We start from the raw sequence: 13,218 nt of genomic DNA, 5'->3' as shown, positions 1-13,218 counted from the left end.
TCCGGGAGCGGCGTGCCCCCGGTCGCGGCCATGTAATTTGAGAACCATGGTCCGGCCCCCGTCTGCGCGCTCCGCCGTCCCCGGTGTCGGTCGGCTCGGATTGCTCGAGCCGTCCGCCGCCGCGTCGCTGCGCGAATTGGGCTGGGACAACGTCGAGAGCATTCCCGTGCTGTGGGCCCTGTCCCGCGCGCCGGACGCCGACCTCGCGTTGAGCACGCTGATGCGGTTGCGCGAGAGCATCGCCGACGGCTGGGACGCCATCGATTCGGCGATCCGCACGGACAGCTCCCTGCGGGGCAGGCTGTTCGCGCTGCTCGGCTCGTCCAGCGCGTTGGGCGATCATCTCGTGGCGGCGCCGTCGGCATGGGAGGTTTTGCGCCGCAAGGAGTTGCCCGACCGCGACGAGCTTGTCGCCGACCTGCTCGCGGTGGTCGAGGCCGAGCCTGCGCAAGGACCCGGCGCAGCCGAGCCAGCGTCGGACCGCGACTCGATCGGGGGCGGCGGTCGCGCCTCGGGCGAGTTGCTGTTTCGCGCCGGGCTCTCGGGACCCGACGTGGTGGCGTCGTTGCGCAAGCGGTACCGCGACCAGCTGATGCTGCTGGCCGCGCTGGATCTGGCGGCGACGGTGGAGAACGAGCCCGTGCTGCCCTATCAGGTGGTCGGCCGTCACCTCACCGACCTGGCCGATGCCGCCCTGACCGCGGCGCTGGCCGTCGCGGTGGCGCGGGTCTGCAAGGACGAGCCGGTGCCGGTGCGGTTGGGCGTGATCGCGATGGGCAAGTGCGGCGCGCGCGAGCTGAACTATGTCAGCGACGTCGACGTGGTGTTCGTCGCCGAGCCCGCCGACGCCACCGCCACGCGCTTGGCGGCGGAGATGATGAGCGTCGCGAGCCAGGCGTTCTTCGAGGTCGACGCGGCGCTGCGGCCGGAGGGCAAAGCTGGTGCCTTGGTACGAACGCTGGATTCGCACATCGCCTACTACAAGCGGTGGGCCAGGACCTGGGAGTTCCAGGCGCTGTTGAAGAACCGACCGGCGACAGGTGATCTCGCGCTCGGCGAGCAGTACCGCGCCGCGCTGATGCCGATGGTGTGGTCGGCGTCGGAACGCCCCGATTTCGTCGCCGACGTCCAGGCGATGCGCCGCCGCGTGGAAGATCTGGTACCCGCCGATCTGCGCGAACGCGAACTCAAGCTCGGTCGCGGCAGCCTCCGGGACGTCGAGTTCGCCGTGCAGCTCCTGCAATTGGTGCACGGGCGGGTGGACGAGACACTGCACGTGCAGAGCACCGTCGAGGCGCTCGGCGCGCTGGCCGCGGGCGGATACGTCGGCCGCGACGACGCGGCCAATCTCACCGCGTCCTACGAGTTCCTGCGGTTGCTGGAACACCGGCTGCAACTCCAGCGGCTGCGTCGCACTCATACGCTGCCCGCCGCCGACGACGAGGAGGGCATGCGCTGGCTGGCCCGCGCCGCGCATATCCGGCCCGACGGCAGGCAGGACGCGGTGGGCGTGCTGGACAGCGAGATCCGCCGCAACGCGGTGCGCGTCCGGCGATTACACGCCAAGCTGTTCTACCGTCCGCTGCTGGAATCGGTGGCGCGACTGGACTCCGATGCGCTGCGCCTGAGCCCCGAGGCCGCCATCCGGCAGCTGGCCGCGCTCGGTTACGCGGCGCCCGAACACGCGCTCGGCCACCTCAAGGCCCTGACCGGCGGCGTGTCCCGCAAAGGCCGCATCCAAGCCCTGTTGCTGCCGACGCTGCTCGAATGGCTCGGCGACACACCGAATCCCGATGCGGGCCTGCTGGCCTACCGCCGCGTGTCGGAGGGGCTGGCCGATCAGATCTGGTTCCTGCGCGAACTACGCGACGAGGGCGCGATCGCCCAGCGGCTCATGATCGTGCTCGGCTCCTCGGAGTATCTGCCCGATCTGCTGATCAACGCGCCCGAGACGATCCGGATGTACGCCGACGGGCCCGGCGGTCCGCTGCTGCTCGGCCCGCAGCCCGACGAGGTGGCTCGCGGCATCCTCACCGCCGCCGCTCGCTACGAGGAGCCCAAACGCGCGGTAGCCGCGGCGCGTTCGCTGCGCAGGCACGAACTCGCGCGGGTGGCGTCGGCCGATCTGCTCGGCATGCTCGAAGTGCCGCAGGTGTGCCGGGCGTTGTCATCGGTGTGGGTCGCGGTGCTCGAGGCGTCGTTGCGCGCGGTGATCCGGGCGAGCGAAGCAGACTTGGGCTGCCGTGCGCCCGCCGACATCGCGGTGATCGGCATGGGCCGGCTCGGCGGCATGGAGCTCGGCTACGGCTCGGACGCGGACGTGCTGTTCGTCTGCGACCCGAGGCCGGGGGAGGACGAGACCAAGGCCGTCAAATGGGCGATCGGGGTGGCCGACCGGGTGCAACAGCTGCTCGGGGCGCCGAGCACCGACCCGCCGCTGCACGTGGACGCCGGGTTGCGTCCGGAGGGGCGCAACGGCGCGCTGGTGCGCACGCTGGCCGCCTACGCCGCGTACTACGAGCAGTGGGCGCAGCCCTGGGAGGTGCAGGCGCTGCTGCGCGCCAACCAGGTTGCCGGTGACGAGGAACTCGGGGTGCGATTCCTGCACGTCATCGACAAGGTGCGGTACCCGGCGGGCGGCGTGTCGGCCGAGTCGGTGCGCGAGATCCGGCGGATCAAGGCCAGGGTGGACGCCGAGCGGCTGCCCCGCGGGGCCGATCCGGCCACACACACCAAGCTGGGGCGCGGGGGGCTGGCCGACATCGAGTGGACGGTCCAGCTCGTGCAGCTGCGGCACGCCCACGAGGTGCCCGGCCTGCACAACACCTCCACGCTGGAAGCGCTGGACGTGATCGAGCAGACCGGCCTGCTGGACGGGCAGGACGTGGCACTGTTGCGCGACGCGTGGCTGACCGCCACCAATGCCCGCAACGCCTTGGTGCTGGTGCGCGGCAAGCCGACCGATCAGCTTCCGGGGCCGGGCCGCCTGTTGTCCGCCGTCGCACGCGTCGCGGGGTGGCCCAACGACGACGGCAGCGAATTCCTCGATCACTACATGCGCGTCACCCGGCGCGCCAAAGCCGTCGTCGAACGAGTCTTCGGCGCGTGAGCGGTTCCGGCACGGGCTCTTACTCGGGCGGTGTCACGAACCGAGGGTGAGACCGGTGCGGGCCGCGCGTTGTTCGCCCCAGTCGTAGAGCGCGGTGAGGACGGGCACGAGAGTGTGGCCTTCACCGGTGAGGGTGTATTCGACCTGCGGCGGCACCGTGTCGAAGACGGTACGCCGGACCAGGCCGTCGGATTCCAGTTCGCGCAATTGCTGGACCAGCATCTTCTCGCTGGTGGTCGGCATCCGCCTGCGCAGCTCGCCGTAGCGGTGCACGCCCTCCTTCAGGTGGGCGAGGATCACCGGCTTCCATTTGCCGCCGATCAGGTCGACGGTCACCTCCACGGCGCAGTGGTAGCGCTTGTCGGGCACGTGTCCTCCGGGTACTCACTGAAAAGTGCGTTCTTGTAACACTGTAATCATCGCGATTCCATGGATGCCGTTCAGCGGAACCATCACGGACATGGAGTGAAAATCTATGAAGGTCATCGTTTTCGACCGATTCAAGCCCGGCGTCACGCTGGAGACGATCAACCCCTATCTGCCCGAGGAGGTCGCCAATGTGTGGCGGCTGTGGAAGGCGGGCATCGTCCGGGAGAACTACGCCCGCGCCGACGAGCCCGGCGTGGTCATCGTCTTCGAGGTCGACAGCGTCGAGGAGGCACGGAAGTACGTCGCGGACTTTCCGCTGACCAAGGCCGGATACCTGGAGTGGACCTTCGTGCCGGTGCAGGCGCCATTGCCGCTGGAGGCGCTGATGGACCCGGCCGTCGACGTCGCCGAGCCCTACGACCGGACTGCGTGAGCATGCGACACGCCTTCGGCCTGAGCATCCCGGGGACCGTACCCGAGGCCTGCGATCCCGCGCGGATGGCGCTGCTCATCTACGACATGCAGGTCGGCATCGTGCGGCAGATCCCGGAGGGCGAGAAGATCGTGCGCGCCTGCGTGCGCCTGCGCGACGCCGCGCGGGCGGGCGGTTTCCGGGTCTTCTACACCCGGCACATGTCGCTGCCGGTCGCGGCCTCGGGCGTCGCCCAGTTGCGCACCGCCATGTCCTGGCAGCGCGTGGACGACCCCGCCGAGCTGCGCTCCAGCTTCCCGCAGGGCTCCGCGCAGTTCCAGCTGGTACCCGAGTTGACGCCCGGCCCGGACGAGGTGGTGTTCGACAAGATCACCATGTCGGCGTTCGCGGCGACCCCGCTGGATTTCGCGTTGCGCGACTGCGGCATCGACACCTACGCCGTAGCGGGCATCGCCATGGAGGTCGGTATCGAGCCGACCGTCCGCCACAGCCTGGATCTGGGTTATCTGCCGATCGTCGTCACCGACGCGTGCGGCGCCGGACATCCGGAAGCGGCTGAAAGGTCGCATGCCACATTGCAATTCGCGGGCGGCTCGCTCACAACGGACACCGCTGTACTCATCGAGTCCATGAGTCGGCCCTCCCGCTGACGCCGTCGGGTCCGCCGAACCGCTGCGCGCCGACAGGGTTGTGGCCATCAGCTCGTTCGCCCGGTCGATTGGGCGCGGGCATCAGGCCGACTGGCGCGTGTACATTCCGGCTCACCGATGCCTGTGGGCGAGGCCGCCTTGCGGCGGGCTGCTCGCAGCACCGGTCAAGGATTGGAAGCGTTCGACGAACCGGCGGATCGCCAACCGGTCCTCGTCACCGAGCCCGTTCGCGGCCGTGACGGTGACCATGGTGCCGGAGTCGATCCGCAGGACGTCCCAGGCCACCGGCAGGACGGGCGCGTGCACGCTGCGCCCGTTACCGCTGACCGTGATGGCCGAACGGTAGACACCCGGAATCCAGGCCAGCTCTTGGGCGATCTCGGCTGTGAGCGGCCCCTGCGCGGGAAATTCCTCGACGTACATCCTCGACCTCGTCACGTCGCCGATGGTGGTGAGCCAGTGTAGCCGGGCCGGAATCCGCTCGGACCACACAGAACGCACACCTGCGCTCCATCGCGTCTTCTCGGACCTTGCCTAGGCTCGACCACATGCGTGAATGGATGGGCCGGGCACTGCTCGGTGTGGGGTGGTGCGCTGTCGCTGTGGGCGCCGTCGGACTCGTGCTGCATTTCGGCGCATGGCAGCGGCGCGGGCTGGTGCTGCTCGCCTCGGGGGCGACGTACTTGATGATCGGCGCCATCGCGGGTGTGGTGCTGTTGCTGATCGCGCGCGGGTGGCGCAGTGCGGCCGTCGCCGGGGTGCTGGCGGCGGCGGTGTTGTGGACGCTGGTGCCCGCCTTTGTGCCGGAAGGGCGGGCCGCGAACGGTCCGCAGCTCACCGTCATGCAGTCGAATCTGCTGTTCGGCGGCGCCGATCCGGCCGCCGTGGTGCGCGCGGTGCGGGACAACCACGCCGACGTGCTGACAGTCGACGAACTGACCGGCGCCGCGGTCGAGCGGCTGGCGGCCGCGGGCCTGCTCGGTGAATTGCCCTATCACTACACCGAGCCCACCCGCGACGGCGGTGGCGGCACCGGCATCTACAGCCGATACCCGCTGCGGGACAACAGAAAGTACGACGGATACATCCTCAACAACGTGTCCGCGACGATGGATCACCCCGAGCGCGGGCCGATCACCGTCTTCGCGTTCCATCCCGTCCCGCCGCCGTTCGATTTCCCGGCGTGGCAAGCGGAAATGCGCAGAACCCGCGAGATCCTCGACGCGCATCGAGGTCCCGCCATCGTGGGCGCCGACTTCAACGCGACTCGCGACCACGCGGCCTATCGTGACCTCTTGCGCGGCGGCTTCGCCTCGGCCGCCGATCAGACCGGCGCAGGCCTGCTGCCCACCTTTCCCGAGGACCGGGTCTGGGGCCCGGTGATCGGCATCGATCACATCCTCCTGGCCGACGCCACCGCCGAGGAGTTGCGGACGCTCTCCATCCCCGGCTCGGATCATCGAGCGCTGGTTTCTCGCATCCGCCTGCACTGACCGGGAGCTCGCATCCACCTGCGCGAAGACATTGCGCGCCTTGCGAAGCCGGCGACAGCCGTGGCCGCGATGATGCGCGAAGCCGGTCCGCGGCGATTACGATGTGAGCGCTCGGCGGGCCCGAGACGCGGTACTCGGGGAGGCGAGTTCGATGACGAAGAACAGGGGATTGGGCGCGGTGGCCGTGCTCGCGGTGGTGACCGCCGTGCTCGCCGGTTGCGCAGCGGGAACGAAGAATTATGCGGCGCAGCAGGTCTCGCCGCCGGCCGACACCTGGGAGCTGGCCGGATCCATGACGGCTTCCGGCCCGAACGGCCCGCGCGAGGGCGTGGTGGACGCGCCGCTCACGGCGGAGAACGGCGACGGCGGCGCCATCGACAAGCTGGCCCTCAATGCCATCGCCGACGTGCAGGACTTCTGGGCCGGCGAGTACCCCCAACACTTCCCGGGCACCTTCAAGCCGGTGACCAGGTATATCTCCTGGGACGCCAAGGCGCCGAAAACCCAGTCGGTCAAGTTCTGCAAGTCCGACACCTACCAGGTGGTGAACGCCGCCTACTGCGGCGGCGACCACACCATCGGCTGGGATCGGGGCGTCTTGCTGCCCAAACTGGTGCAGAAGTACGGTGAGATGGCGGTGGTGATGGTGCTGGCCCACGAGTACGGGCACGCCATCCAAGGGCAGGCGAAGCTGGCGGGTCTGCTGACCCCGCCGCTCGTGCAGGAACAGCAGGCCGATTGCCTCGCCGGTGTCTTCCTGCGCCACGTGGCCGAGGGGAATTCGGCGCACTTCGCGCTCAATACCACCGATGGCCTCAACGCCGTGCTCGGCGCCACGGTGGCCGTGCGCGACCGGGACCCCAACGATCCGGAGAACGTGCACGGCTCGGCCTTCGAGCGGGTGACCGCGGTGCAGATCGGCTACACCGACGGCGCGGACGGATGCAAAAAGATTTCCGGGAAGGAGATCGCGCAGCGCCGCGGCAATCTGCCCACCACCTTCGAGCCCGGCGAGGAGCAGGCCCAACTCCCGGTGGATGCCGCCGCACTGACCAGTCTCAGCCAGGCGCTGACCGTGATCTTCCCCGTCACGCGGCCGCCGCAATTCGACTACTCCGGGGTCGGCCGCGGTTGCTCGGATGTCACGCTCACCCGGCCGGTGTCCTACTGCCCTGCCGTCAACCGGATCGGCACGGACGTCCCCGCCCTGGCCCGGCGCGGCGGACCGATGGCCGGCGACGACCCGCTGTCGGCGGTGGTGGACGGCGACTACAACGCGTTCGTCGTCTTCGTGTCGCGGTATGTGCTTGCGGTGCAACAGGATCGCAAGCTGTCGCTGACCGGCGCGGAGACGGCCGGTCTGCGCACCGCCTGCCTCAGCGGCGTGGTGACCACCGAGCTGAGCCGCCCGGGCAGCGATCCGCACCTGTCCGCGGGCGATCTGGACGAAGCGGTCTCCGGTCTGCTCGCCGACGGCTCGGCGGCCGCCGATGTGAACGGCAAGGTTGTGCCGAGCGGCTACCAGCGGCTGGAAGCTTTCCGCACCGGTGTCCTGGACGGCGAGAGCGCCTGCCTGTCCAGGTTCCGGTAGTGGGTACTACACCGGCAGCGACCGCAGTGAGCTGAGCGTGCCCGCCAGCGCGCGGGCCGCCTCGGCGCCCTTGGTCAGGAAGTGCTCGGTGAAGTACGTGACGTGTTCGCTGTGCTCGTGGAAGTTGTGCGGGGTGAGCACCACCGAGAACACCGGTACGTCGGTGTCCAGCTGCACTCGCATCAGCCCGTCGATCACCGCCGACGCCACGAAGTCGTGCCGGTAGATGCCGCCGTCCACCACCAGCGCGGACGCGACGATCGCCGCGTATCGGCCGGAGTGCGCGAGGCGCTTGGCGTGCAGCGGGATCTCGAAGGCGCCCGGCACCTCGTAGACGTCGATGGTGGCGGGATCGAAACCGAGGTCGGCGTATTCGGTGCGGAAGCCCTCGTAGGCCTTGCCGACGATCGAGCTGTGCCAGCTGGCGCGGATGAACGCGATGGATCCGGTTGTACTCATGCCGGGATACTACTTTCCGGTAAGATGCGCTTCCAGCCAGCCGACGATGTCGTCGAGGACCTTCTGCTGCTCGGGCTCGTTGAACACCTCGTGGTAGAGGCCCTCGTAGCGGATCACCGTGAGATCGGTCGACCCCGCCCCCCGCTCGATGAGATCGGAGCTGGACGGCGCGGCGATCGCGTCGGCGGTGCCGTGCAGCACCAGCACCGGCACGGTGAGCCGCGCCAGTCGCTGCTTGACCGTATCCGTCGCGCTCAGCACCTCCGCGCCGGTGCGGGCGGGCAGCTTGCCCCGGTAGACCAGTGGATCGTTGTCGTAGGCCGCGACCACCGCCGGGTCGCGGCTGATCTGCGACGAATCCAGTTTCAGCACACCGAGATTCGGGGTGAACCGGCTCAACACCGGTGCCAGCGCGCGCTGCACCGGATTGCCCGCCGAGATGTCCAGCGGCGGGGCGGACAGCACGATGCCCGCGACGTCGAGCGGTGCGCGGGTGGCCAGATACAGGGTGATCAGGCTGCCCATCGAGTGCGCGACCACGAAGCGCGGCATGCCGGGCTGCTCACGGCTCGCGAAGGCCAGCATGGCGGCGACGTTGTCGGCGGCAGCCGCCATGGAGCCGATGTTGGCCTTGCCGCCCGCGGACTTCCCGTGCCCGATGTGGTCGAGGGCGTAGACCGCGAAACCGGCGCCTGCCAGCCACCGGCCGACGTGGGCATAGCGGCCGGAATGCTCGGCCACGCCGTGCACCAGGACGATCACGCCCCTGGCGGCGCCCTCCGGCAGCCACGCGCGCCAGGCGACTCCGTTGCCTGCTGCGTCGAACTCACCGGACTCGGTGCGGATCGCGGGCGGCTCGGTGGGCGTGGCGTCGCCCGCCGTCGGCTCGGTCGTCATGCCTCGGCTCCTGACGTTTCTGGCGCGCCGACCGTCGCGAAATGCTCGATCAGCCGCCGGTTGAACTCGATGAGCCGAGCGTAGTTGACGCGGGAGAGGCGCTCGTCGGTTCCGTGGATCGAGGCCAGGTCGCCCGCCTCCAGCACGATCGGCGCGAAATTGCACCGGGTGCCCGCCAGGTCGTCGTAGTGCCTGGAGTCGGTCGCGCCGGGAACGATGCCGGTGGTCACCGCGATATCCGGGACGATGGCGCGGGCGATACCGGCGATCAGCTCGAAGGCGGGGCCGGGCCCGGTGATCCGCGACGGCTCCGACGACATACCGATCAGCTCGAAACCGATCCCGCTGTCGCGCACCACTTTCCGGCAGTGCGCAAGCACCGAGGCGACCGTGTCGCCGGGCAGGATGCGGAAGTTCACCATGGCCTCGGCCCGCTGGGGAAGCACGTTCGCCCGCACCCCGCCGCGGATCACCGTCGGAGCCGTGGTGGTGCGCACCATCGCCTCGGTCTGTGGCTGGGCCGCCATCACCCGGGTGATCACCGGCGCGGCGACGCCCGCCAGGCCGAGCAGCCGCCGCCGCGGTCCCGGCATGACCTCGCGCATCCTGGCCAGCATGTCCGCGATCACCGGGGTCAGCCGCAGTGGCATCGGATTGTCCTGGATGCGGGCCACGGCCCGCGCGATCCGGCCGACCGCCGTCTGCTTGCCCGGCATGGACGAGTGCCCGCCCACCTCGGTGACCGACAACCGTACCGTCGCGTAGCCCTTCTCACCGAGCATGATCGTCGCCACCGGCTGCCGCACACCGTCGACGATGCCCGAAGTGATCACCCCGCCCTCGTCCAGCAGCAGATCCGCGCGCACGCCCGCCTGTCGCAGGTGGTCGGCCATCCGCTCGGCGCCCTCTCCGCCGAAGACCTCCTCGTCGTGCCCGAACGCCAGGTACACGGTGTGCCGGGGCCGCAGCCCTGCGGCGAGCGCGGACTCGACCGCCTCCAGGATGGCCAGCACGCGGCTCTTGTCGTCGATCGCGCCCCGGCCCCAGATGTATTCCTCGTCGACCACTCCGGCGAATGGCGGGTGGGTCCAGCGCTCGAGGTCGTCAACCGGCACCACGTCCTGGTGCGCGAGCAGGATGGCGGCCGCCCGGTCCGGTTCGACGCCCGGCCAGCGGTAGAGCCTGCTGTGCGCGAACCGTCGCAGTTCGAGTTCGGCGTGTACCCGGGGGAACGATGCCCGCAGGTGCGCGTCGAGGCGTTCGAACGCCGCGCCGTCGGCGTCGCGCGGGTCGTCGGTGGACACCGTCGCGCACCGCAGCGCGGCGGCGAGGCGTTCGGCGGTCTGGTCGTCGACCGGTTCCGTCATCGGTCACCGGTACGGTCGGGCAGATTCATGGACACCGTTGCATTGTTCAACATGCTCGGGTCCAGGGCGATCGTCTTCTCGTTTCGCCACTTCACAATGCCTTCGGTGAGCCCACCCGGTAGATCCGGACGGCGCGTTCCGGTCAGCAGGGGCAGTTCGATGCGCGCGGACGTCACCGTGACGGAGGCGAAGGCGGGGGAGTGCGACCACACGTCGTCGACCACGTCGGTGACCCGCACGCCGATCCGGTGACCGGCCGCGATGGGCCAATCCTGAGCCAGCAAGCGGACCTCGGCAACGTCGCGGACGGGCGCGATCCCGCGGGTGATGACTGTCGCGCGCAGGTCGGGTGCGATGTCATAGAGCTCGACCGCGACCGTCGCGCTCGCCGGGCCGCTCAGCCGCAGGGTGGCGGTGGGGATGCCGGACAGATGCTGGTCACCCGTCAGCGGCGCGGAGACCGACCAGAGTTCCCGGTCCGGTCCGGGGACCAGCCCGCGGTCGGTGTACTCGCCGGTCCGTAGTTCGACCGGGACTCGCCGCGCGTCGGCGGGCGGCCACGCGGCCTCCGCGCGCCAGCGGCCGTCGAATTGGCCGACGGTGATCCGCGGTCCGGGAACCACCACGTCCCGACCCGCGACGTGCTTGTCGAAGAACGCGAGCAGCTCGGTGTCGAAGTGGGGTGTGCCGCATTTGTCGTGGCAGGTGCGATGCCCCCACTGACCGAACCAGGCCCGGTGCTCGCCGGGCCCGAGGCCGTTCCACAAGTCGAACACACGGAAGGCCCGGGTGTTGTAGTCGACGAAGCCCTGGCCGAGGAACAGCGGGATCGTGTTGCCGCGCAGTCGCGCGACGAGGTCACGGTCGCGCCAGAAGGCGGTGTCGGGGTTGTGGTCGCCGATCTCGGCCAGGTACCGCTGATAGCACTGCCACGGCAACCGCGTGGCGTTCGCCTGGTATTCGGCCGAGTCCTCCGGCCGCGGCGGGGTGGACGCGATGAGCAGGTGCTCCAGCCCCGCGAAGTCGGCGGGGCGCACACCGCTCTCGGTGATCGGCTTGCCGGAGAACTTCCACGAGACGCCCTGCATGTACAGGTAGGAGTACGGGTCGACGACCGGCTCGAACGCGCCCACCGCGGCGAGGCCCTCAGGGGCCATGGCGGAGCCCATGAGACCGGTCCAGGCTTCGTACGACGTGCCGAACAACCCGACCTTCCCCGTCGACCAGGGCTGACCCGCCGCCCACTCCACGGCCGCGGCGACATCCGCGCGTTCCCCGGGGCCGCCGAAGTCCGGGCAACCGTTGGAGCCGCCGAATCCGCGCAGGTCGACGATGACGTAGGTGTAGCCCGCGTTCAGGAACAGTTCGGCGGTGAGATTGTCGGTGGACGGGCCCCCGGTCAGGCGCGGCTCACTCAGGTACGCCAGGTGCGCGCGATACGGGCTGACGGTGAGGATGACGGGTGTGCGGGTCTCGTCGGAGACACCGGCCGGGCGCAGGATGTCCGCGTGCAGCCGGCCGCCGTCCTGGCCATCGATGAACGCTTGCTTCCACTGGTAGGGCACCGGCAGCGGCTCGGCGGCGGCGGTCACCGGAGTGAACGCTGCCAGCAGCAACAGCAGGCCGCACAGGGCACGCGACAGGACGACTCGTTCGGTCACCATAGGACTATCGAGTGTGCCGGGACAGCCGTCCAGCCCCCGGAATCGGGGTGGCCATCCCAGTAGCCGGCAAACGCCATCAGCTGTTCATGAGCAGACCGCATCCAGGCGGCCGTGCCGGAGTGCGGTTCCGCGGTTGCCACACACGGAGGCTTCGGCGGTCGTACCGATGACGCCGCGGCCGAACGTTACCGCCGTGCGCGCATCGGTGCCGCGAAAGCATGGACGATGGCAGAGAACATCGAGCCGGGATATCCGGCGTACGTGCTGACCATTCTCGGATTCTGGAAGATTCTCGGCGCGACGGCGATCGCGGCGCCGTGTTTCCCGCTGTGCAGGAATGGGCCTACGCCGGTGCGTTTTTCGACCTCGCCGGTGCATTCATCTCGCACATGGCGCGAGCATCGGCGGTCGTCCATCTTTTCCACACGGGATCTTTCGCGGTCTGCGTGGTCGCGTCCTGGACGTTGCGCCCGGCGAGCGGCAAGCTGAGCATGCCGGCGTTCCGGCGATACGGGCAGGTCACGTGGGTGGAGGAGACATAACGGGATTCGGTGGCGGCGTAACGACGGGGCAGGCCATGGTGAATGGCTATGGCTCGGTCCAACTCTTCGGTGACGCAAGGTAATCCATCCGGTGTCCGATGGGCTCGGCGTATGATCATGCCAGTGCGAATACCCGGGGGAAGAGTGGACGAGCAGGCTGTCGCGGACTGGGAACGGTTCGTGCGAGCGCTGGCGCATTGTCTTTCGGAGTTGCCCTCGCGGGCAACCCTGATCATCGCCGCACCCGGAAATCGCTATGTCCAATTTGTCCAATACGACATCAAATTGTCCGCTGAGCTGGCCGGGAACCATTACCTGAGCAACCCCATACCGGAGCCGGCCGCGCAGGAGTTGCGCGCACTGGGCTGGCACGAGCCTGCGGTGCGGCGCGACGCGGACAACTGGACCAGGACCCTGTTCTGGCCCATCGCGCCGAACAGCCTGGTCGAGTTCGCCCGCTCGGTCGTCGTCGGCCTGCGCGACGCCCTCGGTGTGGCGACCCCCGTCGAGTTGCGCGCGATGGGCTGGACCGAGGCGTCGGGTGACCTGGATCTCACGGTGCTCGGCCCGATCGCCCGGCGCGGGTAGAACCGACCAGGCCGCTGTCCCACGGCAAAGCCGCGACTACCTGGGCACTATTCTGA

At 69.4% G+C, this 13,218-nt stretch carries 13 protein-coding genes; 6 read left to right on the top strand and 7 right to left on the bottom strand.

Going from position 1 to position 13,218, the window contains the following annotated elements; translation table 11 throughout:
• Positions 1 to 46: 46 nt before the first annotated feature.
• Complete coding sequence (locus NA8_RS04300; protein WP_063049055.1) at positions 47 to 3,109, top strand: bifunctional [glutamine synthetase] adenylyltransferase/[glutamine synthetase]-adenylyl-L-tyrosine phosphorylase; 3,063 nt, start codon at positions 47 to 49, stop codon at positions 3,107 to 3,109.
• A gap of 33 nt (positions 3,110 to 3,142) precedes the next feature.
• Here the strand turns inward: NA8_RS04300 and NA8_RS04295 are convergent, their stop codons facing one another.
• Positions 3,143 to 3,478 (bottom strand): winged helix-turn-helix transcriptional regulator, encoded by a 336-nt coding sequence (locus tag NA8_RS04295; RefSeq protein ID WP_063049054.1) that lies wholly within the window; start codon positions 3,476 to 3,478, stop codon positions 3,143 to 3,145.
• A 106-nt stretch (positions 3,479 to 3,584) separates the two neighbouring features.
• Between NA8_RS04295 and NA8_RS04290 the strand changes: the two genes are divergently transcribed.
• Entirely contained in the window at positions 3,585 to 3,911 is a 327-nt protein-coding gene (locus tag NA8_RS04290; protein ID WP_040865768.1) for a YciI family protein, read from the top strand.
• A 2-nt stretch (positions 3,912 to 3,913) separates the two neighbouring features.
• Positions 3,914 to 4,561, top strand: a complete 648-nt coding sequence (locus NA8_RS04285; RefSeq protein ID WP_063049053.1) for a cysteine hydrolase family protein — start codon at positions 3,914 to 3,916, stop codon at positions 4,559 to 4,561.
• Positions 4,562 to 4,672: 111 nt separating this feature from the next.
• Here the strand turns inward: NA8_RS04285 and NA8_RS04280 are convergent, their stop codons facing one another.
• On the bottom strand, positions 4,673 to 5,062 hold the full coding sequence (locus NA8_RS04280) for a hypothetical protein (protein ID WP_157106527.1): 390 nt from the start codon (positions 5,060 to 5,062) through the stop codon (positions 4,673 to 4,675).
• Positions 5,063 to 5,109: 47 nt separating this feature from the next.
• On the opposite strand from NA8_RS04280, the gene NA8_RS04275 reads away from it, so the two are divergent.
• Together NA8_RS04275 and NA8_RS04270 are read left to right on the top strand one after the other, a co-directional pair.
• Positions 5,110 to 6,054, top strand: a complete 945-nt coding sequence (locus tag NA8_RS04275) for an endonuclease/exonuclease/phosphatase family protein (RefSeq protein WP_084466515.1) — start codon at positions 5,110 to 5,112, stop codon at positions 6,052 to 6,054.
• Positions 6,055 to 6,205: 151 nt separating this feature from the next.
• Positions 6,206 to 7,645 (top strand): neutral zinc metallopeptidase, encoded by a 1,440-nt coding sequence (locus tag NA8_RS04270; protein WP_063049050.1) that lies wholly within the window; start codon positions 6,206 to 6,208, stop codon positions 7,643 to 7,645.
• 6 nt (positions 7,646 to 7,651) lie between these two features.
• Here NA8_RS04270 and NA8_RS04265 read toward each other — a convergent pair whose 3' ends face one another.
• The 5 genes from NA8_RS04265 to NA8_RS33460 all read right to left on the bottom strand — a co-directional run bounded on the left by NA8_RS04265 (position 7,652) and on the right by NA8_RS33460 (position 12,457).
• Complete coding sequence (locus tag NA8_RS04265) at positions 7,652 to 8,104, bottom strand: 6,7-dimethyl-8-ribityllumazine synthase (RefSeq protein WP_063049049.1); 453 nt, start codon at positions 8,102 to 8,104, stop codon at positions 7,652 to 7,654.
• 9 nt (positions 8,105 to 8,113) lie between these two features.
• Entirely contained in the window at positions 8,114 to 9,001 is an 888-nt protein-coding gene (locus tag NA8_RS04260; RefSeq protein WP_063049048.1) for an alpha/beta hydrolase, read from the bottom strand.
• Entirely contained in the window at positions 8,998 to 10,368 is a 1,371-nt protein-coding gene (locus tag NA8_RS04255; protein ID WP_063049047.1) for a M20 family peptidase, read from the bottom strand. Before NA8_RS04255 ends, NA8_RS04260 begins: the two co-directional genes overlap by 4 nt.
• Positions 10,365 to 12,032 carry a CocE/NonD family hydrolase gene (locus NA8_RS04250; RefSeq protein WP_063049046.1) on the bottom strand — a complete coding sequence of 556 codons (1,668 nt, stop codon included), beginning with the start codon at positions 12,030 to 12,032 and terminating at the stop codon, positions 10,365 to 10,367. The genes NA8_RS04255 and NA8_RS04250 overlap by 4 nt, the downstream gene beginning before the upstream one ends.
• Positions 12,033 to 12,217: 185 nt before the next feature.
• On the bottom strand, positions 12,218 to 12,457 hold the full coding sequence (locus tag NA8_RS33460; protein WP_157106526.1) for a hypothetical protein: 240 nt from the start codon (positions 12,455 to 12,457) through the stop codon (positions 12,218 to 12,220).
• A gap of 261 nt (positions 12,458 to 12,718) precedes the next feature.
• Between NA8_RS33460 and NA8_RS04240 the strand changes: the two genes are divergently transcribed.
• Positions 12,719 to 13,162 (top strand): TY-Chap domain-containing protein, encoded by a 444-nt coding sequence (locus NA8_RS04240; protein ID WP_063049044.1) that lies wholly within the window; start codon positions 12,719 to 12,721, stop codon positions 13,160 to 13,162.
• Positions 13,163 to 13,218 lie beyond the last annotated feature (56 nt).

Source organism: Nocardia arthritidis NBRC 100137 (genome assembly GCF_001612765.1).
Lineage (GTDB): Bacteria > Actinomycetota > Actinomycetes > Mycobacteriales > Mycobacteriaceae > Nocardia > Nocardia arthritidis.
This window is presented reverse-complemented; position numbering and strand designations above follow the sequence as displayed.